Origin of the sequence: Prevotella sp. Sow4_E9_plate, from assembly GCF_052116205.1 — a bacterium.
GTDB lineage: Bacteria > Bacteroidota > Bacteroidia > Bacteroidales > Bacteroidaceae > Prevotella.
The window spans coordinates 1-24386 of record NZ_JBQKLN010000002.1 but is presented as its reverse complement, the minus strand read 5'-3'; the positions used below and the strand labels follow the sequence as shown (position 1 = coordinate 24386).

The 24386-nt window shown below is 45.5% G+C and carries 24 protein-coding genes, 1 tRNA gene and 2 pseudogenes; 23 read left to right on the top strand and 4 right to left on the bottom strand.

Features of this window, described 5'->3' with window-relative positions; translation table 11 throughout:
- Positions 1-2 precede the first annotated feature (2 nt).
- Together ACTQ53_RS01065 and ACTQ53_RS01060 are read left to right on the top strand one after the other, a co-directional pair.
- A complete protein-coding gene (locus ACTQ53_RS01065; protein ID WP_441931711.1) occupies positions 3-1067 on the top strand; it encodes a DUF1573 domain-containing protein in 1065 nt (354 codons plus the stop codon).
- Positions 1068-1077: 10 nt separating this feature from the next.
- Positions 1078-2001: a 4-hydroxy-3-methylbut-2-enyl diphosphate reductase gene (locus ACTQ53_RS01060; protein WP_441931710.1), complete on the top strand. Its 924-nt coding sequence runs from the start codon at positions 1078-1080 to the stop codon at positions 1999-2001.
- Positions 2002-2251: 250 nt separating this feature from the next.
- Here the strand turns inward: ACTQ53_RS01060 and cmk are convergent, their stop codons facing one another.
- Complete coding sequence (gene cmk / locus ACTQ53_RS01055; protein ID WP_217761610.1) at positions 2252-2944, bottom strand: (d)CMP kinase; 693 nt, start codon at positions 2942-2944, stop codon at positions 2252-2254.
- Between the two features lie 27 nt (positions 2945-2971).
- The gene (gene porQ, locus ACTQ53_RS01050) at positions 2972-3922 is read right to left on the bottom strand and encodes a type IX secretion system protein PorQ (RefSeq protein WP_441931709.1); all 951 of its coding nucleotides are present in this window, start codon (positions 3920-3922) and stop codon (positions 2972-2974) included.
- A gap of 160 nt (positions 3923-4082) precedes the next feature.
- On the opposite strand from porQ, the gene ACTQ53_RS01045 reads away from it, so the two are divergent.
- The 10 genes from ACTQ53_RS01045 to ACTQ53_RS01000 all read left to right on the top strand — a co-directional run bounded on the left by ACTQ53_RS01045 (position 4083) and on the right by ACTQ53_RS01000 (position 12876).
- Positions 4083-4820 (top strand): energy transducer TonB, encoded by a 738-nt coding sequence (locus ACTQ53_RS01045; protein WP_294971134.1) that lies wholly within the window; start codon positions 4083-4085, stop codon positions 4818-4820.
- A 68-nt stretch (positions 4821-4888) separates the two neighbouring features.
- Positions 4889-5863, top strand: coding sequence for a polyprenyl synthetase family protein (locus tag ACTQ53_RS01040; RefSeq protein ID WP_441931708.1), 975 nt, complete (start codon positions 4889-4891; stop codon positions 5861-5863).
- Positions 5864-5882: 19 nt separating this feature from the next.
- Positions 5883-6656 (top strand): TatD family hydrolase, encoded by a 774-nt coding sequence (locus ACTQ53_RS01035; RefSeq protein ID WP_441931707.1) that lies wholly within the window; start codon positions 5883-5885, stop codon positions 6654-6656.
- 218 nt (positions 6657-6874) lie between these two features.
- Entirely contained in the window at positions 6875-9412 is a 2538-nt protein-coding gene (locus tag ACTQ53_RS01030) for a beta-N-acetylglucosaminidase domain-containing protein (protein WP_441931706.1), read from the top strand.
- Between the two features lie 415 nt (positions 9413-9827).
- A tRNA-Ser gene (locus ACTQ53_RS01025) sits at positions 9828-9915 on the top strand.
- An 80-nt stretch (positions 9916-9995) separates the two neighbouring features.
- Positions 9996-10658: a MotA/TolQ/ExbB proton channel family protein gene (locus ACTQ53_RS01020; RefSeq protein WP_441931799.1), complete on the top strand. Its 663-nt coding sequence runs from the start codon at positions 9996-9998 to the stop codon at positions 10656-10658.
- Positions 10659-10670: 12 nt separating this feature from the next.
- Positions 10671-11171, top strand: coding sequence for a hypothetical protein (locus tag ACTQ53_RS01015; protein ID WP_294971124.1), 501 nt, complete (start codon positions 10671-10673; stop codon positions 11169-11171).
- Positions 11172-11219: 48 nt separating this feature from the next.
- Positions 11220-11801 (top strand): ExbD/TolR family protein, encoded by a 582-nt coding sequence (locus ACTQ53_RS01010; protein WP_441931705.1) that lies wholly within the window; start codon positions 11220-11222, stop codon positions 11799-11801.
- Positions 11798-12262, top strand: a complete 465-nt coding sequence (locus ACTQ53_RS01005; RefSeq protein ID WP_441931704.1) for an ExbD/TolR family protein — start codon at positions 11798-11800, stop codon at positions 12260-12262. The genes ACTQ53_RS01010 and ACTQ53_RS01005 overlap by 4 nt, the downstream gene beginning before the upstream one ends.
- A gap of 104 nt (positions 12263-12366) precedes the next feature.
- Positions 12367-12876, top strand: a complete 510-nt coding sequence (locus tag ACTQ53_RS01000; RefSeq protein WP_153124283.1) for an Lrp/AsnC family transcriptional regulator — start codon at positions 12367-12369, stop codon at positions 12874-12876.
- A gap of 3 nt (positions 12877-12879) precedes the next feature.
- On the opposite strand, the gene ACTQ53_RS00995 is transcribed toward ACTQ53_RS01000, so the two are convergent.
- On the bottom strand, positions 12880-13404 hold the full coding sequence (locus ACTQ53_RS00995; RefSeq protein ID WP_295347117.1) for a dihydrofolate reductase: 525 nt from the start codon (positions 13402-13404) through the stop codon (positions 12880-12882).
- 67 nt (positions 13405-13471) lie between these two features.
- Positions 13472-14893: a methyltransferase RsmF C-terminal domain-like protein gene (locus ACTQ53_RS00990; protein WP_441931703.1), complete on the bottom strand. Its 1422-nt coding sequence runs from the start codon at positions 14891-14893 to the stop codon at positions 13472-13474.
- A gap of 137 nt (positions 14894-15030) precedes the next feature.
- On the opposite strand from ACTQ53_RS00990, the gene ACTQ53_RS00985 reads away from it, so the two are divergent.
- The 11 genes and pseudogenes from ACTQ53_RS00985 to ACTQ53_RS00935 all read left to right on the top strand — a co-directional run.
- Positions 15031-15747 carry a DUF6249 domain-containing protein gene (locus ACTQ53_RS00985; protein ID WP_294972383.1) on the top strand — a complete coding sequence of 239 codons (717 nt, stop codon included), beginning with the start codon at positions 15031-15033 and terminating at the stop codon, positions 15745-15747.
- 33 nt (positions 15748-15780) lie between these two features.
- Positions 15781-16320, top strand: coding sequence for an RNA polymerase sigma factor (locus tag ACTQ53_RS00980; protein ID WP_294972380.1), 540 nt, complete (start codon positions 15781-15783; stop codon positions 16318-16320).
- Complete coding sequence (locus ACTQ53_RS00975; RefSeq protein WP_441931701.1) at positions 16310-16750, top strand: DUF5056 domain-containing protein; 441 nt, start codon at positions 16310-16312, stop codon at positions 16748-16750. The genes ACTQ53_RS00980 and ACTQ53_RS00975 overlap by 11 nt, the downstream gene beginning before the upstream one ends.
- A 104-nt stretch (positions 16751-16854) precedes the next feature.
- Positions 16855-17871 (top strand): tyrosine-type recombinase/integrase, encoded by a 1017-nt coding sequence (locus tag ACTQ53_RS00970; protein WP_441931700.1) that lies wholly within the window; start codon positions 16855-16857, stop codon positions 17869-17871.
- Positions 17872-18374: 503 nt separating this feature from the next.
- Positions 18375-19085 carry a hypothetical protein gene (locus ACTQ53_RS00965; protein WP_441931699.1) on the top strand — a complete coding sequence of 237 codons (711 nt, stop codon included), beginning with the start codon at positions 18375-18377 and terminating at the stop codon, positions 19083-19085.
- 72 nt (positions 19086-19157) lie between these two features.
- On the top strand, positions 19158-19280 hold the full coding sequence (locus ACTQ53_RS00960) for an ABC transporter ATP-binding protein (protein WP_264948568.1): 123 nt from the start codon (positions 19158-19160) through the stop codon (positions 19278-19280).
- A 115-nt stretch (positions 19281-19395) separates the two neighbouring features.
- A complete protein-coding gene (locus tag ACTQ53_RS00955; RefSeq protein WP_441931698.1) occupies positions 19396-20304 on the top strand; it encodes a virulence RhuM family protein in 909 nt (302 codons plus the stop codon).
- Positions 20305-20470: 166 nt separating this feature from the next.
- Positions 20471-21658 carry a hypothetical protein gene (locus ACTQ53_RS00950; protein ID WP_441931696.1) on the top strand — a complete coding sequence of 396 codons (1188 nt, stop codon included), beginning with the start codon at positions 20471-20473 and terminating at the stop codon, positions 21656-21658.
- 187 nt (positions 21659-21845) lie between these two features.
- Complete coding sequence (locus ACTQ53_RS00945; RefSeq protein WP_441931694.1) at positions 21846-22262, top strand: hypothetical protein; 417 nt, start codon at positions 21846-21848, stop codon at positions 22260-22262.
- A 289-nt stretch (positions 22263-22551) separates the two neighbouring features.
- Positions 22552-22842: pseudogene (locus ACTQ53_RS00940) on the top strand (sugar phosphate nucleotidyltransferase); the annotation flags it as partial.
- Between the two features lie 173 nt (positions 22843-23015).
- Positions 23016-24185 (top strand): annotated as a pseudogene (locus ACTQ53_RS00935) (MATE family efflux transporter); the annotation flags it as partial.
- Positions 24186-24386 lie beyond the last annotated feature (201 nt).

Genomic DNA, 24386 nt, shown 5'->3' with positions numbered 1-24386 from the left:
GTATGAAACGAATGAATATATGGATACTATCAGCGCTGTTGGCGCTGCCGGCATCAGCACAGAAGATAACAACCCAGCACGAGGTGGTGGACTGCGGACAGGTGTTGTTCCGCAAGCCCGTAACTGCTGAGTTCGTGATGAAGAACGAAGGCCACAAGCCTTTGGTCATTAACAATGTATTGAAGAGCTGCGGCTGTACATCTGTGGAATATCCTAAGAAGAGTATCGCAGCAGGCGAGACCTTCACAGTCAAAGCTGTTTACGACTCCAAGCAGATGGGTACCTTCATGAAGCAGATATGCCTCTACAGCAATGCCTCTGACGAACCTTTCATCGTCATGATGAGAGGCAAGGTGGTGGGCAGCGTGGTAGACTTCGCAGGTTCTTACGACCAGCTTCTGGGTGACATCAAGTCGGATGTCCAGGAAGTGGAGTTTGATGACGTAAACCGTGGCGACCGTCCGGTGCAGCGCATCCACATCTTCAATCCTACCGACCGTGTGATGGAACCGGTGGTGATGCATCTGCCTAATTATCTCCAGGCACAGGTATCTCCATCCAAGGTGGCTCCTCATCATTCTGCCGTCGTCGTATTGGGCTTGGATTCCAAGAAGCTGCGTGACCTGGGACTGAACCAGACTTCCATCTATCTGGGCGAGCGTCCTGGCGACAAGATTGCCCCAGAGAAGGAAATCGTGGTTTCTGCTGTCCTCCTTCCTGACTTTGACAAGTTGACAGCCGAGCAGAAGGCAAAGGCTCCGAAGTTGGAAATATCGGCAACGGAACTGAACCTCGGCAGCTTCAACGGCAAGAAGAAGCTGAAGGGACTTATCACCCTCACCAACAAGGGTAAGTCGGAACTCGACATCAGAAGCATGCAGATGTTTACCATGGGCTTGCAGGTAAGTTTGAAGAAGAGCAAGATTCAGCCGGGAGAAACCGTGAAGATGAAGGTGACGGCAGTGGCTGCCGAACTGAAGAATTCGCGTGTGAAGACCCCTCGTATCCTCATGATTACGAATGATCCTGACCAGGCAAAGGTGGTAGTGAAGATTAATGTACAATGAATAATGTACAATGAATAATTATACATTATACATTATAAATTATAAATTAAAAAAAGTGCAGATAGAAATAGATAACGGCAGTGGTTTCTGCTTTGGTGTGACCACTGCCATCAAGAAAGCTGAAGAAGAGTTGGAGAAAGGCAGTAAACTCTACTGCCTGGGAGATATCGTGCATAACGGTATGGAGGTGGAACGACTGCATGAAGCAGGACTCATCACCATCGACCACGAGCAGATGGAGGAGCTGCATGGCGTGAAGGTATTGCTTCGTGCCCATGGAGAACCACCTGAGACCTATGCCCTTGCCGAGCGCAACAACATTGAAATCATTGATGCCACCTGCCCTGTGGTACTGCAGTTGCAGCGACGCATCAAGAAGCAGTATGTCAACAATCCGGAGGCGCAGATTGTCATCTTCGGAAAGAAGGGACATGCCGAAGTTCTGGGTTTGGTAGGACAGACCCAGAGTCACGCGCTCGTGGTAGAGAAGCTGGAGGATGTGGAACATCTGAGGGAGATAGGAAGGCTGGATTTCTCCAAGGACATCTATCTCTATTCTCAGACCACCAAGAGCCTGGAAGAGTTCCATCGCATCATCGAATACTGCCAGGCGCATATCGTGGAAGGTGCTACCTTCAAGAGCTTTGACACCATCTGCCGACAGGTGGCTAACCGCATGCCGAATATCGCCATCTTTGCCAGCAGGCATGATGTGGTGCTCTTCGTGAGCGGCAGAAAGAGTAGCAACGGTAAGGTACTCTTCAAGGAATGCAAGAGCGTGAATGACAACAGCTATCAGATAGAGAGTGCTGACGAAATAGACATGGCATGGTTCCAGGGCGTCAATACTGTGGGCATCTGTGGTGCCACAAGTACTCCCAAATGGCTGATGGAAGAATGTAAGGAAAAGATTATCAATGAATTCAAGGGGTAATCTCTTTGAATTCAGGGGTAATCTCTTGGAATTCTGGAATGTATAAAAACAAAACAAGTGGTAAATCTTCTCCCGAAGACTTACCACCTTCAAAAAACAGTAATTAACTCAAAATTTATAATCTATATCATTACTACCTTTAAATAGTGTCGCAAAGATAATAAATCATTGCTTTTTTTGCAAGGTAGTGTCAATGAATAATTCTATTTTCTCGTTAAATTATTCTATTTTAACTAATTTTTGCAAACACCTATGCCTTGATGGCTTTCTGATACTGTTCCATGAGCCATGCCTTCTGCTGAGGGATGGTCAGCTGGCTGTTGTCGAGAACGATGGCATCTTCTGCCTGGCGCAGCGGAGAAGTCTCTCGATGGGTATCGATGTAGTCGCGCTCTTCTACGTTCTTCAGAATGTCCTCGAAATCAGCTGGCATTCCCTTCTCCTGCAGCTCATCATATCGGCGCTGTGCTCTCACCTGGGAGCTGGCGGTGACGAATATCTTGAGTTCTGCATCAGGGAAAACGGTGGTGCCGATGTCGCGGCCGTCCATCACGATGCCCTTGTCTTCACCCATCTTCTTCTGCTGTGCCACCAAAGCCTCTCTGACGAATGGGATGGCGGCAATCGGACTCACGTGGCTGGAAACCTCCAATGAGCGAATCTCCTTCTCTACGAGTTCGCCATTGAGATAACAGTCCGGGCGACCGGTAGCTTCATTAAACTTGAACGAGATGTGGATTTCAGGCATCTTCTTCTCCAGCTCATCTACCTTGACATTGCCCTCTGCATCAAACAGCTTGTTTCTCAAGGCGTAGAGCGTAACAGAACGGTACATGGCGCCTGTATCTACATACACATATCCAATCTCCTTGGCAAGGTCCTTAGCCATGGTACTCTTGCCACATGATGAATAACCATCAATTGCTATTGTTATCTTCTTCATATTTCGAACTGATTTATAATTTATAATTTACAATTTATAATTCACACTCAGCACCAGACTGTTGCTGCTGACGTGATATTTGCCATAGGCCACATTCAGCTGGAAGCGCTCCAGGTTGATGCCTCCACCGAATGACCATCCGGCTCCATGACTGCTCTCCTCGTTCTCCTCGCCTGTAGAAATCGTCATCTCGTCAGCACGGCGGGCATTATATCCTGCTCCCAGCCACAGACTCTCGCCTAGGAGGAGTTCTGATCCTACCACAAGATGGTTTTTCAGTCCGCTGTCCCAATGGTTCAGATTCACCAGGGTGGCAGAAATGCGGAACGGGGTGTTCTCAAACCCTTTGGTGGCTCCCACCTGCAGGTCTATCGGCATCTTCTCATATTCCTCATCATACGCCTTGAGCTGTCCACCCAGGTTCTTGGCAACGGCAGAGATAGAAAGGTCCTGCTCTGGGTCGTAATAGTTCAAACCCAGGTCTACGCCCATGGCGATGGAGTTGTAATCACCGATATAGGAGGTGATGAATCTGGCAGAGATACCACCTGCGAGATTCTGGGCAAGCATATAGGAGAAATGGCCCGCAAGCGCAATGTCCTTTGCCGAGAATTCGCCCATCTCGATGTTGTTCTCATCCGTCTGTTTCATCTTGCCATAGTCGATGTATTGAGCCGACACCGCCCATGATGCCTTTTCCTTCACGATGCGGTTGAAGGAAGCCGATGCCACGTTCACCCCCGACATGTAATTCATGTAGTTGAGGTTGATGGTCTTATCGCTCACCGACGACAGCAGCGCCGGATTATGGAATACGAGGGCTTCATCATCTTCTATCAAGGTGATGTTATCGCCTCCGAGGGCTGCGGCATGTGCACTGACCGGTAAGCGCAGAAAGTTATAACTCGTTTGGCTCTCCTGAGCGTTCATAAAAGCCGCAAAAAGCGTCAATACGAGGGAAAAAACTATTTTTTTCATTTAAATTCTATAAATCTTTGGCAAAGATACAGCTTTTTTCAAGAATATACAGTAAATTTGCATTGTTTTCGTAGAAAAGAACGGAATTGATAGTGAAATATTGCAGTTTCTGCTCCTAAAAATGGGGAAGTGGGGCTGCAGACTAGATAGAAATAGAAGAATGTTGGAAATTAAAAAATCGAAGAAAGTACAGTTGGACGACAAGCGGGTCACCTTTTTCCTGCTTGGGCTTCTTCTGGCTTTTACCTTCCTCTTCGTGGCACTTCAATATCAGAAGGGACCTCAGGGAGGAGATGACTGGGCTGAGAACTTTGAGGATCTGGCACAAGACCTGGATATGCAGACACCACCCGACCAGAAGGACATGGTGAGTGCTGAGGCGATGTCGAAGGCACCTGCATCAGAAGCCATCACGCAGGAGGTGAAACCTACCGAACAGCAGATGGTGAAATCGCCCGATAAACTCAGTACCACTACCAGCAAACTGGTTATCGGTGACGGTTCGGGAGCGGTGGAAGGTGCCGATGTGAAGGAAGCTGCACCTGAGACTGCGATTGATAATTCTGACAATACGCCAGAAGAACCCATCAAATTTACAGTGGTGCAGAAAATTCCGGAATTTCCGGGCGGATGGTCGGCATTCATGCAATGGCTCACCAAGAACCTGAAATATCCTTCTGCAGCGCAGAAAAACAAGGTGCAGGGAACCGTTGTCATCACCTTCATCGTGAACAAGGACGGCAGTATAGCAGATACGAGAGTGAGCACATCGGTAGATCCGGTGCTCGATGCTGAGGCTCTCAGGGTGATGAAGATGATGCCGAAATGGAAACCGGGAATGGATAGAAACAAGGTATGCCGTACCATGATTGCCGTTCCGGTGGTATTCCAGTTATAGGATTATAAATTATTTTGTAAATTATTCATTATAAATTATAAATTGTTCATTATAAATTATACATTATTATGAAGACAGCTGATGAAATTTTAAACATGGTGAACGAGTTCTTGGAAAACTTGCCATACGACCGTAAACCATATTCGCTATATGAGCCGATAAAGTATGTGCTCTCTATGGGGGGCAAGCGCATCCGTCCAACCCTGATGCTCCTGGGTTACAACATCTTCAAGAACGACCCGGAGAAAATCCTGATGAATGCCATCGCCCTGGAGACTTATCACAACTATACCTTGCTCCATGATGACCTGATGGACAATGCCGACCTGCGCCGTGGTCACGAGACCGTTCACAAGAAGTGGGATGCCAATACAGCCATCCTCTCGGGCGACAGCATGCTGGTTCTTGCCTATGAGCGCATGGCACAGTGTGACGAAAAGCATCTTGCCAAGGTGTTGAAAATCTTCACCACCACCGCTCTCGAAATAGGAGAGGGGCAGCAGTATGATATGGAGTTTGAGACACGAAACGATGTGAAGGAAGAGGAGTATATCGAGATGATCCGTCTCAAGACCAGCGTACTCCTGGCTTGTGCTCTGAAGATTGGTGCTGTTCTGGCTGATGCTTCTGAGGAAGATGCCGAGAACCTGTATAAGTTTGGTGAGCAGATTGGCCTGGCTTTCCAGTTGCAGGATGATTTCCTCGATGTCTATGGCGATACCAAGGTGTTCGGTAAGGAGATTGGTGGCGATATCACTTCCAACAAGAAGACCTTCATGCTCATCAATGCCTTCAACCATGCCAACGACGCTCAGCGTGCAGAACTCCAGAAGTTGGTGGATGCCAAGGAATTCGACAGCAAGGAAAAGGTAGCTGCCGTTACCCGTCTTTACAACGAGATTGGTATTGACAAGATGGCTCAGGACAAGATAGCTTATTACTTCGAGCAGAGCAGGAAGTATCTGGATGCAGTGAATGTGCCTGCTGAGCGCAAGGAGGAGTTGGCAAAGTATGCACAGAAAATGATGAAGCGCCAGTACTAATCATTTAGTTCAAAGTTCAATGTTCAAAGTAATAGATACGCATACGCATTTTGATGCGGAGGAATTTGATGAGGATAGGGCGGAGGCTTTCGCTCGTGCCAGTGAAGCGGGGGTAGGCAAGGTGTTCTTGCCTGCCATCGACTTGAAGACCACGCACGCAGTCCTGGCTTTGAGCCGGGAATATCCGGGCTACGCCTATCCCATGATTGGCTTGCACCCTGAAGAGGTGAAGGAAGACTGGAAGGAGCAGCTGGCAGAACTCCGGGAGATGCAATTTTCCGACTTTATCGCCATTGGCGAAATCGGATTGGATTACTATTGGAGCCGTGAGTTCGAACATGAGCAGCTGGAGGCTTTCGAAGAGCAGGTGAAGTGGTCGGTAGATACCCGCTTGCCATTGATGATTCATTGCCGCAAGGCGCAGAATGAGATGGTACATCTGCTCAGACAGTATCAGAAAGACCTTCCGGGCGGCGTGTTCCATTGCTTTACCGGCAATCAGAAGGAAGCCGAGGAACTCCTCTCGTTCGACAACTTCGTGCTGGGTATCGGTGGAGTCTCTACCTTCAAGAGCAGTCATCTGCGTGAAGACCTTCCAGCCGTGGTTCCGATGAACCGCATTGTTTTGGAAACCGACTCTCCATACATGGCTCCCGTTCCATATCGCGGAAAGCGCAATGAGAGCGCCTTCGTAGTAGAAGTTCTTAAAACCTTGGCGAAAGCCTACAACGTGAGCGAAGAAGAGTTTGCCAAGCAAACCAATGAAACCGTGGAAAGAGTATTCCACTTGTAAGAATTTTTCCACACGCCCTGAAGGGGGCAAATGCTACAGAAGCAGCACGCCCTGAAGACTCAAAGCTCTAGAAGCAGCACGCCCTGAAAGGGCAGAAGCTCCTAGCCCAGGGCAGTGCCCTGGGTTATAATGGCAATCAGCAAGGAGCCCTGTAAGGGCAAAAGCTTTCGTAAATATATAAACTTTAATAAATATAAATCCTAAACCAACTATTCATTATGACTAGAAAAATGTTGATGGCAGCCCTCCTGATGGCTGCATTTGCACAGGGCACTCAGGCACAAGACCTGAGCGGCCAGCGTTCTGAAAAGCAGGACGTAAACATGATTCCGGGTAAGAAACTGGATCATCACGGACTCATCGTGAGCCCTACACCACATCTCCTGAATGTGGATGCTGCTAACCGACTCGACCTGCAGAAAGGTGTCAAGGTGATAGACAAGAAAGGCAAGTTTGCCGATGACGTGAAGTTTCTTACCGCCAACGCCAAGGGCATTCGCCTGACTATCGATTTCGGTGAAAAACTCGCTGCCAAGGCTGGCGTAAAGCCTGTTTCGGGTGCTTACAGCCTGAAGGCTGATGCCAAGGGTATCCAGATTGTGGGCTTCGACGAGCGTGGTGCCTTCTACGGTTTGCAGACTCTGCGCCAGATTGTTAACAGCGAGATGGCAAAGGGACAGATGCCTTACACCACCTGCAACGACTACCCAGATCTTCCAAACCGTGGTGTGGTAGAAGGCTTCTATGGCGAACCTTGGTCTCATCAGGTGCGTCTTTCCCTCATCGACTATTACGGAAAGAATAAGATGAACACCTATCTCTACGGTCCGAAGGACGACCCTTATCACAGTTGTCCTAACTGGCGCTTGCCTTATCCTGAGAAAGAGGCAAAGAACATCGGCGAACTCGTTCAGGCTTGTCGCCGCAACCGAGTAGACTTCGTGTGGGCTATCCATCCGGGACAGGACATCAAGTGGAATGAGGAAGACTATCAGAACCTGATTCACAAGCTCGATCTGATGTACGACCTTGGTGTTCGTTCTTTCGCTATCTTCTTCGATGATATTTCCGGCGAGGGTGCCAACCCGGTAAAGCAGTCGGAACTCCTGAACCGCCTGGCAAAGGAATTTGTGAAGGCTAAGGGCGATGTAACTCCGCTCGTGATGTGTCCTACCGATTATACCCGTCTCTGGGCGAATCCAAAGCCAACCGGTTCTCTCGCCATCTTCGGAAATACCCTCGACCCTTCTATCAACGTATTCTGGACAGGGGATGTGGTATGTAGCGACTTGACCCGCGAGACGCTCGACTGGGTGAATTCCCGCATCAAGCGCCCAGCTTACTACTGGTGGAACTTCCCTGTAACCGATTATGCCCGCCATATCATCATGCAGGGTCCTACCTACGGTTTGCAGACCGACCTGACCAACAAGGATCTCTGTGGTTTCGTGAGCAACCCGATGGAGCATGGTGAGGCTTCCAAGCTGGCGCTCTATGGTGTAGCTGACTATAGCTGGAATATCGCCAACTATAATCCGCTCGATAACTGGGAGCGTGGTCTGGTTGATCTCACCCCGGAAGCACATGAGGCATATCGCACCTTCGCCATGCACTCTTGCGATACCGAGACCGGTTATCGCCGCATCGAATCATGGGAGACCAAGAGCTTCCGCATCGACAACTTCACAGATGCACAGTTCAACGCTTTGCAGAATGAGTTTGTCAAGGTGAAGAATGCTCCTGCCCAGATGGAGGCAAACTGCAAGAACGCCCTGCTGATGAAGGAACTTCGCCCATGGTTGACAGAATTTGGCAAGTTGGGCGACCGTGGTTTGAAGACCATGAGTCTCATCAAGGAATACAAGGCTGGCAACGACCAGGCGTTCTGGGATGGCTATGTCAACAACCGCATGAGCAAGGAAGATGTGGCTGCTTACGAGAAGCATAAGTCAGGAACCATGGTATTGCAGCCATTCTACGAGCAGTCTATGGACGATATGGCATCTGGTTTCTTCAAGAAGTTGACCGGCAAGGTGCCTGCCTTCTATAAGGGTATCGGTACCTATGCTACCTTGAGAACTACCCAGAGCAAGGCGATGTTCGACAACGATTCTACTACCTATTATACATCGGGTAACGGCCAGAATACAGGCGACTGGATTGGTGCTGACCTGGGCTGCGTTCGTTCAGTTTCAGAGGTAAGAATCCTTCAGGGCCGCAACTCTGTAGATGATGTGGACTACTTCGACAACACCGTATTGGAGTATTCTGTAGACAGAAAGGAATGGAAGGCGCTGACAGGCGAGTTGAAGAAGCAGTATATCATCAACTGGAAGACCGACACCCCTGTTGAGGCTCGTTATATCCGTATCAAGAAGTTGAAGTCAGACAAGCGCAACTGGGCCGCTGTCCGCACCTTCGAGGTGAATCCAACCACTCCAGAGCGTTTGAGCTTCCCTGTAGAGGCAACCAACCTTCAGGCAGCGATGTATGGTTTCGATGAGAATCCTTGCACCTCATTCACCAACGAGGGCATCCTTACTATGGGTATTGAGAAGGATGTAAAGAGTTACACCCTGCTTCTGAAGTTGACTCCAGGCAGTTCTTTGGTTTGTCGTCAGTTGAATGCCAAGGGCAAGGTTCTTGCCACTACCACCATCGACAGTTCATTCTGCAAGGTAGAATTGGTGAAGAAGGCAGCCAAGCTTCAGATAGAAGGCTCAGCCGAAATCTTCGGGATTATTCCTGAGAAGTAAAGGAAAGAACTTTCGCAAGTGGGGAAGTTAAGTGAAGTTAAGGAAGTTAGAGGGAAGTTAAGGGACGAATGTCCTGCGTTTTATGACAAAGACTATTGTTTCTTAACTTCCCGAACGACCGTAGGGAGTGATAACTTTGCGTCTCGCCGGATTTGTAATCCGGCGTTAAAAAATGTCCTAACCTATTTAGTCTCTGCGGATTTGCAATCCGCAGCAAAGGAGCATGCTTTTCCTTTTGTTGGGGGATTAGAAATCCCCCGGTTTTAATAGGTCGAACCTTTTTTTACGGCGGATTGCAAATCCGCCGGGACGCCTAGCGGGTTTACGCTCTTATATTTTCGTTAAAGAAATATAAAAAGCAAGCGAATATGTGGCATTTCGGATAAAAATTAATACTTTTGCATTCCGAAATAAAGGAAAGGTGCTCGAGTGGCTGAAGAGGCACGCCTGGAAAGCGTGTAACCGGCAAAACCGGTTCGGGGGTTCGAATCCCCCTCTTTCCGCTTATATATATAATAAGGTATATATGATTATGAAGAAAAATACATCTATTGCGCGTTTCGCAATATTAGTTTTCACAGCAATGTGTTCTCTGCCTATGATGGCACAGGAGGAGAACATGGGATTTCATCAAGCTCTTAAAACGAAATTCATTGAGGGTAACGCTGGCTTTATGTCGCTCGTTGCCATCGCACTCATCGTGGGATTGGCTTTCTGTATCGAGCGAATCATCTATCTCAGTCTTTCTGAAATCAATGCCAAGAAGTTGATGCAGGACATTGACCAGAAGGTGACTGCGGGAGATGTGGAAGGGGCTAAGGACCTCTGTCGCAATACCCGTGGACCTGTGGCTTCTATCTGCTTTCAGGGATTGATGCATATTGATGAGAAGCTGGATGATATTGAGCGCTCCGTGAACGGTTATGGCACGGTGCAGGCGGCTAATCTCGAGAAGGGATGCTCCTGGATCAAGCTCTTCATTGCCATGGCTCCATCTCTCGGATTCCTGGGAACGGTGATTGGTATGGTGATGGCGTTCGATCAGATTCAGCAGGCGGGAGACATCAGCCCTACCATCGTGGCATCGGGTATGAAGGTAGCGCTGATTACTACTATCTTCGGCATCATCGTAGCCTTGATTCTCATGGTCTTCTATAACTACATCCTTTCGAAGGTGGAGCATCTTACTAGCCAGATGGAGGAATCGGCTGTAACTTTAATGGATATTATTGCCAAGAATAAATAAACGAATAGAGAAATGTTCAAAGTTCAAAGTAACAAGTCATCGGAGAATATCTCTCAGCGCATTTTCTATCTTTTGATAGGCTTGGCGGTGCTAGTATTCGGATTGTTCTTCCTGGTGGGCTATGATATGCCTTTCGTAGAGAACCCAGACTTCAATGCGCCTCTGTTTACGGATGTGCTCATCGTCCTGATGTGGCTATTCCTGATTGGAGGAGTGGGCTTGGCAGTCTATTCGATGATCAAGGGTTATCGCACAACGAAATCGGAGGCTGTGGTGAATGGAGTGCCCGTGCGCCGCATCTTCCGCATCACATGGCTTTCCCTGCTGGCAATCCTGGTTGTTACCTTCCTGTTGGGAGGTTCCGACCCGATGCTCATCAATGGTGAAAACTATGCCGACTGGATTTGGCTCAAACTCTCTGATATGTTTGTCGTCACATCGCTTCTGATGCTGATGGCAGGCATCGGTGCCGTCTGCTTTGGCGGAACCCGATATATCAGAAAGAAGAAGTAATTGACTGATAATTGATAAAGATTTTAGGTTCTATAAGATAAAAGCAAAATGCTGATAAGAAGGAAAAGTCATGAAATCCCGGGGTTGAATACCACTTCCACAGCCGACATTTCGTTTATGCTGCTGATATTCTTCCTTGTCACCACATCGATGGATGTGGATAAGGGATTATTGCGCCAACTTCCTTCACCGGAACCTCAGAAAAAGGAACGGCAGGAGTCGGTGGTTGACAAGAATAACCTGATGGCCATTCATCTGACTGCGGGCGATACCTTGCTGGTAAACGACAAGCCGATGAAGGTTGCTCAGCTCAAGGAAGAAACCGTCCGTTTTGTGCATCGCCTGGGGAAGAAGCATCTCATCTCTATCGAGAGCGACCGTGATGCAGATTACAATCTCTATTTTCAGATGCAAAACCAGCTGATGGAGGCTTATGACCAGCTGCGTAATGAAGCAGCTCAGAAGAAATATCATAGAAACTATGCTCTGCTGACCAATGAGCAGAAGGAAGAGATACGTAAAATCAGTCCTCAGCGTATCACGGAGTCGTATGCCAACGCTATGACTCAACAGGACAAGAGCATCGACGCCCATGCTGAGGAGCAGGAGGAGAAAGGAGGTAAACCATGATTCGTTTCTGCAAGAAATCGCACGATGTGCCTGAACTGAATACCTCATCTCTGCCAGACCTGATATTCTCCGTACTCTTCTTCTTCATGATTGTTACCCACATGCGTCAGGTGACCCTGAAGGTGGAATGCAGAGTGCCACAGGGCAAGAATCTGACCCGATTGACCAAGAAGTCGGCAGTAAGCCATATCTATATCGGCAAACCAACCAAGGATTTGCAGGGTAAATATGGCAAGGAAACGCAGATTCAGCTGAATGACAAGCTGGCTACTGCCCCGGAGGTAATGGACTATATGGCAGCAGAGAAGAAGCGCATGTCGGCAGAAGACCAGCGGTTGATGACAGTTTCCATCAAGGCAGATAAGGATACCAAGATGGGAGTCATCACAGATTTGAAGCAGGCTTTGAGACAGGCAAAAGCCATCAAAATCAGCTATTCTGCTGTTGAAAAAGGTCAATAATGCGGCCTGAAAGGAAAAATAATATTAATTTATTATTTTTTTATTCAGAAAAGTTGCTGTTATTAAAATTTTGTACTATCTTTGCAAGTAAATTAATAGAAGATATGGCAAAACAAATATTAGATTCATTAGACAGGCAGATTTTGAAGTTGATTTCTCAAGATGCCCGTATTCCATTTTTGGAAGTAGCACGCGCTTGCAATGTGAGCGGTGCAGCTATTCATCAGCGTGTAGCTAAACTATCAAACCTAGGCATTATTAAGGGTTCGCAGTTTATTATAGATCCGGAAAAGATTGGTTATGAAACCTGTGCTTACATGGGATTGTACCTGAAAGAACCTGAAAAGTTCGACCAAGTGGTAGAAGAACTCAAGAAGATTCCTGAGGTGGTAGAATGTCATTATACGACAGGTGGCTTTGATATGTTTATCAAGATTTATGCCATCAACAACCACCATCTCCTGGAAATCATTCATGATAAGTTGCAGCCTCTGGGCTTGTCTCGCAGTGAGACTATCATCTCATTCAATGCGGCTATCAACCGTCAGCTTTCTATGGCAGATATCCAGAGATTTGATGATGTTGTGGAGGAAGAGGCAACAGAAGAAGAATAATTTTTATTGCTTTCTATAGAGTGTGAGGAATGTGAACGATAAGTCGTTTTCATTCCTCATTTCCTTTTCTGCTACTTCCCATTCATCCGGGTTGATTTCCGGAAAAAAGGTGTCGGCAGCTTCCGGTTCATCATCCACTATCGTGAGATAGAGTCTGTCGGCAAACGGAAGGGCTTGGGAATAAATGCTCTCACCGCCAATGATAAAGCATTCTTTATCTATGACGGTATTATTTCTTTCTGCTTTCTCTTTTCCTGTTTCATTTGTGACAGCAGCCAGCGCTTCCTCCAAAGATGCGTAAACCTCGCAGTTCGGCAGTTCTTTCCTGCTCCTGGAAACTACGATGTTACGGCGGTGGGGGAGTGCACCGTTAGGAAGTGATTCATAGGTCTTTCTGCCCATGATGATGACATGTCCGGTAGTTAACTCGCGAAAGCGGGTCATATCGGATTGAATATGATAGAGCAACCGGTTCTGATAGCCGATTGCTCTATTTGCTTTGGATATGCAGGCGATGATGCTGAGCATTTTTTTAATGTATAATGTATAATGTATAATGTTTAATGTATAATTATTAATTGTTAATTATAAATTATTAATTATTAATTATTAATTGTTTCTCCGGCACATGGCTGCTCTTGATCTTCCATTCTTGTGGATAGAGGTTGTTGGCACGGTTTCCGATGTTCTTTTCCCATCCCAGAGGTATTTGGCGGTACGTAACCAGCACATAGCCCTTAGGGGTTTCTGCAGGGAGATTGACTGCCTCTTTGCGCAGGTAGCGGATGGCATCTTCGTACGACAGTTCTACTTGCGGAAAAGCCTCTTTGTTGAGCATCACGGAGAGGGCGAGACTCTGGTCGGGAATGATGTCTTTCCCCTTGCTCGTTCCCAGTTTGATGCCGGCATGTATTACCTTCAGATTCCTGGCTGCCTCCTCATAGATGGCTTTCCATCGGCTTGGGATGGCATAGAAGTTGTCCTCTACGCCTATCGTTTCATAGTCGGATGACTTCAGCCAGTCTGTAGGAACTAGCTGACTCTTTCCCTTGTTTCCTCTGTTTTTTCCTTTCTCCTTGTTCTTGTCTTTCTTCTTTTTGTCTTCTTTCTCCATTTCCGCTTCACCCTCTTTTCTGAGTGCTGCGAGGAAGATGCCTTCTCCACGGGTCTTGCCAGGGAGGAAACGATAGACTGGGATTTCTGTACCGATGAGATTGCCGGTGATGTTCCAGCTCTCATCAATGCCGGTTAAGGCTATTGGTTCTGCACCCAGTTCCTCACAAATCCAGGCGATGTTCTCCTCGTCTTCGTGGGCATTGAAGGTACAGGTGGAGTAGATGAGGATACCGCCCGGTTTCAGACAGTTCCAGATATCGCTCACGATTTCACGTTGCAGATGCCAGCAGTTGTCCACATTCTGCAGACTCCATTCTTCGATGGCACCATCGTCCTTGCGGAACATACCTTCGCCCGAACACGGCACATCAGTGAGGATGACGTCAAACTGAAGCTTCGACTTCTTGTAATCACGTGGATAATTGTTGGTGACAATCATGTCGGGATGACCGAACTTCTGGATGTTCTCGGCAAGAATCTGCGAGCGGGTGCGCATCGGTTCGTTGCTGAAGAGCAGACTTCCTTCAGGCAATGCAGCCCTGAGAGCAGTTGACTTTCCGCCTGGAGCAGCACAGAGATCGAGCATCATCACGGGTTCGTGAACGAGCTGGCGGATCACCAGGTCCACAAACATGGATGAAGCTTCCTGCACATAATACTTTCCGGCATGGAGCCAAGGGTCAAAGGTGAAGTTGGGACGTGAGGATAAATACCGTCCGGTAGAAGGACACCATGGAATCGGTTCGCCCGGCGCATCTTCTCCCTCCTTGCACTTGAAAGGATTGAGACGGATGCTGGTAGGAGCTTCTCCCTCGGTGATGCCCTGCTTCAGCTGCAGGAACAATTCTTCGCCCATCAACTCTTGTGTATATTTGATGAAATCTTCTGGTAATGTCTTCATTTTATGCGTATATTCTTTAATTTGTTTGCAAAAATAAGAAATTTTTCGTTCCTTTGCAACTAAATTGGCAACGGATGCGTCTAAGAGACAGAAAATTTAATAAATAACAAGATAAAACAATAAAAATATTGATAGATATGAAGAAAGCGTTATTGACATTGGCGCTCATCATGAGCATCGGAGCTACACAGCTATCTTTGGCATCTTCAGCTCCCAAACACCGTTATCAACCTTCCACACAGCAGGTAGACAAGAAGACTGCTGCATCGGCTGATAAAACGGATGAAGGATTGGAGGCGTATTCTGATACGGCCAGTACGGATACGGCTGATTATAATGTTTACGATGAAAGCAATGATAATGCCCGTGATTATCATTCCAAATACAGTCTGGGCAACTATGATGACCCGTTCGATTTCATCGGTTCGGTGTTTGGTGGCGGTGCGCTGTCTGTCATCATCATCTTTTGTGTAATCTTCGGCTTGTTGTTCGTCTTCGCTCCGTTGATTATCATATTTCTCATCGTCCGTTATCTGATGCGCAGACACAACGACCGGATGAAGCTGGCGGAGATGGCAATGGAGAAGGGCATCAATGTTCCGGAAAGCGACCGGCCGATAGACAAGCAGAGCGATGAGTATCTCGTGAAGCGGGGATTGAGAAATGCCTTCCTCGGAGCAGGCTTGTGCGCCATGTTCGCTTGGTGGGGAGCTGATTTCCTGGCAGGTATCGGAGCCCTGGTCTTCTTCTATGGATTGGGACAGACCCTGATAGGCTCGCTTCCTGCCATCAAGGACTGGTGGAAAAACCGTCATGGCAATCAGGGCACAGGATATAATGGTACTCCGGTGTAAGAATCAAACAACAATTATTAGTTAATATATATAGTGGAAAAGTTATCCGATATTTCTCTCGTCACGAAGGTGGTGATGCTTCACGACCGCAAGTCGTTCGACCTGCTGGTCAAGAAGTATCAATCACCCATTCGTGGGTTCTTCCTACGGCAGACGCTGGGGGATGCGCAGCTGAGTGACGACTTGGCGCAGGATACCTTTGTGAAGGCTTATACCCATCTGGCAAGCTTCAAGGGTACAGCCAACTTCCCCACTTGGCTTTATCGCATCGCCTATAATGTATGGTATGATTATACCCGCAGTCATAAGGAGACGCAAGACATCGATACGCCGGCAGTTTCCCGACAGAATGCGCCGGGAGGAAACAGCGGATTGAAGATGGATTTGATGAAAGCCTTACAGATATTGAGCGATAACGAACGGACATGCATCACGCTGCAGCTGATGGATGGACTCTCTATAGATAAGATTGCAGACGTGACGGGAATGGCACAAGGTACCATCAAGTCGCATCTCTCTCGTGGAAAACAGAAACTTGCAAGTTACTTAAAGCATAATGGTTATGACCGATAAGATAAATGATAAGATAAAAAGCCAGGATATCGAGCCGCTGAACGCCTCAGACGAGCAGTTCTTGCAGGCTTTCTTTGCAGATAATATGATGGCAGGGATTCCTGATGACGGATTCTCTGACAGGGTGATGCAGGCTTTGCCGGATCTTGAGCAGGAGAAGGCATTGGCTAAGCGTCGTAGACTGGAGCATTTGTGGACGACCGCCTGTGTGGCTGTCGGCGTGATTGCTGCTGTGGTTTGTCAGGGCTGGGAACAGATTCAGGGCTGGCTCTTCTCTATGAAGATAGATTTCCTGCTGTCCGGCTCCCGTGCTCTTACGCATGTGGCTGAGTCCATCGGTCATTCGCAGAATCTCTTGACTCTGCTGGCAGGCTTCGTTGTCCTCATCATCGTTTGGGGATATAACGAGCTGGCGGATGCCAGGGAATAGGAATATAAAAACTGAAGTTTCGAAGCTCGAATACACGATATACTTGGACATGCCGTTGCTTTAACAAATAGCAAACATTAATTTACCATTAAAATTAAAGCAATATGGCAAAAGTAAAAGTAAAATTCAGAGCATCCTCTGTGTCGGGAAAGGTAGGCACATTGTGTTATCATCTCATCCACCAGCGCAGTCTGCGACAGCAGCTGCCACCAAGCCAGAGCGTTTTTGCTTTCTTCCGCCAGCAGATAGCCAAGAAGGAGCAGATGCAGTGCATTGGTACAAAGAACAACTATACCAATGCTGCCAACCGATTCATGGAATTCCGAAATCAGGAAGACCTGACCTTCTCTCAGATGACCAGCGAGATGATGGAAATGTACCAGGCATGGCTGTTCAACAGAGGGGTTGGGCAAAACACCGTATCCTTCTATCTGCGAACCCTCCGCACTCTCTACCACAAGGCGGTGGAAGCAGGACAAGCTCCACCCAACGACATCTTCGCTCACGTGCAGACAGGCAGCGTTAGAACCGCCAAACGAGCCATTACTGTAAAGGACATTCGCAAAATCGAGAAATTGGACTTGCCGAGAGGTTCATCCCTTGACAAGGCACGCGACCTCTTCCTGCTCAGCTTCTATCTGCGAGGGATGGCATTCGTGGATATGGCATTCCTGAAGAAGACCGACCTGAGATGTGGCATGGTGAGCTACAACCGTCGCAAGACCCACCAGAATATCAACATCGAGTGGATAAAACCGATGCAAGCCATCATCGACAAGTACACCGAACAAACGAAGGATTCACCGTATATGCTACCCATTTTGACAGGCAAGGAATCCTCTCCATACGCCGCATACCGCAAGAAGGAGCATAACACGAACTACAACCTGAAGAGAATCGGTGAGATGGTAGGTTTGAAAATACCATTGACCACATACGAGGCACGCCACACCTGGGCAAGAGTAGCCTTGCACATGAACATACCGGTAGCCACCATCAGCGAGGGCATGGGGCACAACTCCTATAAGACCACTCAAATCTATCTGGAGTCAATAGACGTAGCAACCATCAATGAGGCCAACAAGAAAATCATCCAACAGGTGATTACAGCCCGTTTTTAGAACAAAAAAGATAATAATAGGAAAAGAGTTATCAGAGCAGGTCATTGTTTTAGACCTATTCTGATAACTCTTTTTCTTTATATATACAAAGTGTAAACCCTTGTAAAGCAACTGTCACGAATTTGCCACCAAACCACTTTGAAAAATGTTCAACCAACTTCGCCCATTCTTATTATGAATGAGCAAAACATGCAGAACCAAACCCCAAATCAGCCATTTTGAGGAAGCTACTAATGCAGATTTGCAAAGCATTTATAGCATAATTTGGAAGATTTAAACAAAAAGTGATAAAATTTGACAGAAAATTCAGCAGAATTTCGTATCTTTGCAAATAGTTCTATCATTCATAATAAGAATGTGCAATAAATGTAAATAAACATGTGCAAGATTATATGAACTAATACTCATGGGAGATTAAGATTATGCACAACAATAACAAATTGACTAAGCTTCTACAACTATCATGTATGGTTGCAGCTAAGAACATAAAGTAGAACGAGAATATGACGCAGGATTGCTTGGATTCACCTTCTACAGCCGACGTAAGCAAGCGCTTACCAAAGGGCATCCACGTTATCGGGGCTGAAAGACTTTCGGATCCGAGTGTAGAAGGAATACCCCGACGTAAACGGATAAAAAAGAAGGAAGACCCTTCCACCGACCCCACTTCGTGGAGTTATCTTTTTATTTTTCACATGGCAGCTAAAGGGATGGAGAAATGGTTGGAAGAATTTAATGCTGACGAGAACAATACCAAACAACCTTATTTCATTCATAAAACCCTTCGTTATTCCTACAAGGATGAGGAAAAGCAACAAGGAGTGAAAAAGATTTGGGAGCAATCTGTCAGTGGACTAATCTTCTTGCAAGGTACAGTGATTGACCTACAAAGATTTCTTGCAGATCATTTTCCCCAATTTCACTTAGTCAACGATCGCAGTTTAAGACGACCAGCCTCCATCAAGAACTCCATCATGCAACCTTTTATGAATGTGATGAAGACCCATCCGGAGCAGGTAACATTCCTTCGAGATGCTTTTGAGAATTTTGCCAAAGACCACGTGAAGTTGCGTGTCCTTTCAGGTCCATTCAAAAACTACGAAGGTTACATTGTCCGCATAGACCGTGACCGCCAGCTAGTCTTCGATTTCGGTGGAATAGCCGTAGCCATCCGTGGTGTCCATAATGAAGATTTTGAGGTAGTAGAAGAGTAGTGAAGGTAGGTTTTCGAAAAATAATTATTAAGGAGATTACGTTATGAACATAGAAGAAAAAAAGCAGATTTTATGCGTCGCTTCAAGGCTTCTAGGGAACGAAAGGCAGAATACATAGCACAAATGGAAAAGCGAATGCGTGATGACTATCGCCGCAGAACCGGTAAGGAAGCAGAATCATTTTGTGTATTGTAATGTTTAGCCATAAGCCAAGTATAGGTTAATAAATGCATTTTTTCTCTTAAATCCTTGGTGATTACGAAATTAAATCGTACTTTTGTCGCTATATTAGCAATGAAAATGTATGATTATGGCAAACGATAATAATATACAGCCTATGGCTGACGATTCACAGATAGTTCTTTATCAACCAGATGAAAGTATTTCCCTCCATGTAAAAATAGATGAAGCTTCCAATACGGTATGGCTTTCTTTAGACCAAATGGCTGAACTATTTGGTCGTGATAGGAGTGTTATAGGCAAGCATGTGCGAACTATATTTAACGAAGGAGAATTGCAGAAAGAATCAGTTTGGGCAAAATTTGCCTACACTGCCTCAGACGGCAAAACATATCAAGTTGATTATTATAATTTAGATGTTATAATATCTGTAGGTTATAGGGTAAAGTCCGTACAAGGTACAAAATTCCGTATTTGGGCTACATCTGTTTTGCGCCAATATCTTCTTCAAGGCTATTCCGTGAATCGTCACTTGATAGCCTTACAGGAGAATATGGACAAGCGTATGACCCATATTGAGGATGTCCAGGCTAAGCAGCAACAGCAGCTTGATTTCTTTATTCGGACTTCGACCCCTCCTGCTGAAATGGTCTTCTTTGAAGGTGATTTCTATACAGCAAGAGTTGCTTTGGAGAACTTGATTCGTACAGCCAATCATCGAGTAATCATCATAGATGGCTATGTTTCATCGCTAACCCTAAGTGTATTAGATGTTCGTAAACCAGAAGTTTCAGCAACAGTTTATACTGTAGGTGTAGGTCAAGGAATGCAACGGCTCATGGATGAGCATGACCGCCTATTCCCCGATAATCATATAGATATTAGAAAATGGCGTAATGAGTCTCATGACCGCTGGCTTATCATAGATGATAGCCTCTATCATTGTGGTCATTCATTAAATGCCAATGGCGGTCATAAGATTTCCGCCATAACCCTGATGGGCACCTCCCCAGAGGTAATCCTCTCAAAAGTAGAATAAAAATAATATTCCTCATTCGAGTGACGACCAGTGCAGAGCGATACTGCAATGAGGAACAAAATAATAAAAAATGGCTACCCGTTACTATATTACATTTCATTCTTCGACGTACGATACAACGAAGAGATATTCTTCTTGTTTACAGATACTTTCTAAAGACAATCTTGTGGCTATTGGACAAGATATAGCCTTGAAGATTCCAATGTCTTGGTCGAAAGAGAAGATGGCAGATTATATATCATCCTATGTCGTATCCCATCCCGAAGAAATGGTATCGATATTAGATGATGAGGAAATAGTCCTTGCTCACGATATCATATCAGGTGGCAAGGGAAATGTTCTTTGGAAACGTCACTTGCTCAAATATCATCATTTGAAATGTATGGTTTGGGTAGTGGTCAATACAGCAAACAGAGGCAAGGATGGATTTGTGATGCTGGATGAGATAAGCGAGTCATTTAGTTCCTATATCGAGCAGCGATATGCTACGGCAAAAGAGAACGTGGAGGCTGCTAAATCAAAACCTGCTCAATCACGTTTCTATCTCAGAAACCTGAAATCAAAACTGGATGACCTGGATATAGACCAGCTCAAGTATCTTCATCTCCTTTTTGAGATGAACTACATGGAGGATTGCCATTTCTGGTTCCGTAATGAATGGTTTGTGGATGGCTACTACGAATGCTATAACGATTGGTATCGCAATGACTGCAAGGACATCCCGTATGATTTGAATCAGATGGTTTTTGATATCCTGGAAGAGTGGAAGGAGCGAGGCTATAAGGAATATCGACCAGCGATGGAAAGCATCAAGAAATGGTGTAGTTGCAAATGGAATAAGTTTGAGTCAAAACATCAAGCTGAAGTTTCTGTCGCTTTTGATGCAGCAATAGTTCGTGAAGAAGAGCGGGAAGTATCCCGAAGTCTGTTCCCATTCATTCATAATGTACATGAGTATATCCGCAACAAGCAATATCAGGAAGCCATTTCTTTAATCTTCTGTTTGTTCGACCATTTAGGTAAGGCATGTAGAAAACATGAAAGGTGGTTTGATTCATATTGGTGTGGTGGAGTTCAGACAAGTGTCGTTCTATTCTTAGATGTACTGCGTCATCTGTACTGTCATTTGCGCCAGCATCCAGATATTTCTTGGCAGACGAAGGAGGCAATGGATTTCCATCTGTTGCTGACCAATAAGCATCATCGTCTTTTTGGTGACCTGGAGTTAGCCTGGGGTGATTCTCGTATGGAAGATATGCTTAACGACGATAGTCCCTATTGCGACTATAGCAATATGGAAGATGAACTATATGGATATCTGGAGAGAATGATAGGGCAAAGTCAGCCCCAATAGAGTATTGAACTCTTAAAGACAGGTGGGGCAAATCGTTACCATGTTGAAAGAACAGATAAGGTGAAGGAGTGTGCTTAGCAATCCTTAACCCAACAAACGATACAAAATAACTTTTTTCAAAAAACTGATAGGTGTAACTACTTGTAATATAGTGGTGACGCTGTAATGGTGATATACTTTTAAAGCAATGAAATATATGAAAGATTTCTTTTATAGATGTTTTTGTAGCAAGTATACTCCGGGATGTTTATTGGTACTTTCTCTTGCAGTGTCTTTTATATGCTATTGGATGGAGAGAAATCTTTGGTTAAGTATAACTCAGTTTGTTTTTGGACTTGTTTTAGGGTTACAGTCTGCATTAGAGTCAAAGAGAATGCATAGTAAAGTGGAAAAGTTAACCAAACGGATTGACGAGACAGGAGCAAAGTTAGTTGATAATCCGGAATATGTATATAGTTTGGTAGATTCTGTAGAACATGTTCTGTTTAGCATAGATTATGAAGGATGTGTAGATTGGCAAAAAGGAATTCCTAAGCCAATAAAGTTAGAATTGGATTCTATCAAAAAAGATATTGCTAATATCAAAAAGAATATGGGTAGTTAGAACAATTGATGCGCCAGCCGACAAACATTCGCAATTCTATTGCGTAAACAATCATCGGCAGCCCCTTGTGGGCAAAGGCTCCGCTGATGATACCAAAACTCTGGCGGAGGCTATAGCGTAGCCAGCTACATCCTCTCGTTCCTGAGGTTTCTGTCCACCGGGAACGGGGGAACCGAAGGGGGTGTAAAGACCATTGAAGAGAGGCTTGGTGAGAAAAGTGGAGCCTTCCTTAAGGTTAAGGAAGGACGGGTAGGTTTTCGAAATCTTTATTATTTAAAGAACAAGATTAATGATACATATTATAATCATGGCCGGCGGCGTAGGCAGCCGCTTCTGGCCAATGTCAACCCCCGATTACCCAAAGCAGTTCATTGATGTGATGGGAGTCGGCCGTTCCCTCATTCAATTGACAGTAGAAAGATTGAAGCCAAACTGGCCTGTCACCCTCATCATTAATACCTCGGAGTATCAGCGAGTGCTCAGCAAGGCATTGAGCTATACTTCCGATAAGAACGCTATCGTTGCCATCGGTATTAAGCCAAGCCACCCAAAGACAGGCTATGGCTATATTGTCGCAGCGTAGGCAAGGACATTCGATAGTATGAAAGTAAGAACTGCGTGGTTCATGCAGCCGATAAAAGCAAGTTGGTAGTTCAAGGCTTGGATGGCTATATCGTAGCCGAGAAGAATGGACAACAGCTTGTCTACTCATTAAAAGAAGAACAGAAAATTAAAGAATTTGGAAAATAATTTATGTCAAATCAAATAGCAGGTAACAACAAACGAATAGCGAAGAATACATTGCTTCTTTACTTCCGTATGCTCTTTATGATGGCGGTTTCTCTGTTTACGAGCAGAGTAGTCTTGAATACATTGGGAGTAGAGGATTATGGTATATATAATGTGGTTGGAGGTATTGTAGCTATGTTCGGATTCATTAATGGATCCATGTCATCTGCAACGCAGCGATACATCACTTTTGCCTTGGGTAAAGGAGATAATAATAGATTGCAGACTGTATTTAGTACTACACTTCAGATTCATACACTGATAGCAGGTGTAATCGTGTTATTGGGAGAAACCATCGGCTTGTGGTTCTTATATAATAAAATGCAGATTCCGGCTGATAGAATGGACGCAGCCTTTTGGGTATTGCAGTGCACTATCGTAGATGCAGTCTTTATGATTATAAGTGTACCCTATAATGCCGATATTGTCGCTCATGAGAAAATGTCGGCTTTTGCTTATATCTCCATTTTGGAGGTGGTATTAAAGTTGGCTATTGTCTATCTGCTGTTAGTATTCTCATTTGATAAGTTAGTCTTGTATGCTTTCCTGCTCTTGGCGATACAGATATTGATTCGATTTTGCTATAGTTATTATTGTAACAAGCATTTTGAAGAAACCAAATACAAGCACGTATGGGATAAAGCATTATTTAAGGAAATGACTGGTTTTGCCGGTTGGAGTATGTTTGGTAATTTGGCGGCAGTGCTCTTCGGACAAGGTTTGAACATGCTGTTGAATGTCTTCTTCGGACCTGTTGTTAATGCTGCCCGTGGTATTGCTGTTCAGGTACAGAATGCAGTTCAGCAGTTTGTCGGCAACTTCCAGATGGCACTCAATCCTCAAATCACCAAAACATATGCACAGGGAGAAATGCAGGAAATGCACAAGTTGATGTATCGCAGTGCACGTTTCTCATTCTTTCTTCTTTTCTTCCTGTCTTTGCCAGTCCTTTTTGAAACCAAATTCATATTGACAGTATGGCTGAAGATAGTGCCAGATAATACAGTTGTTTTCTTGCGTATTATGATATGTACGTCTTTGATTTATACCTTGTCTAATCCTCTGATTATAGCAAATCAGGCTACAGGCAAGGTGCGTAAGTATCAGGCAATTTGTGGAACTATATTATTGAGCCCACTTTAAAAAGTAAGGCCTGTTTAAAATGTTTATATTTCACGAAAATAATCTCTGCTTTATGCTGTTATCTGGAATATTTTTCGTATCTTTACCTCAGTTCGGGATAAGAAATAGTGCCTAAAAAAGTTGGTAATCTCCGATATTTTTTGTATCTTTGTAGTTGAAATCCAATTAGTTACAAACATAAAAAGATATCAT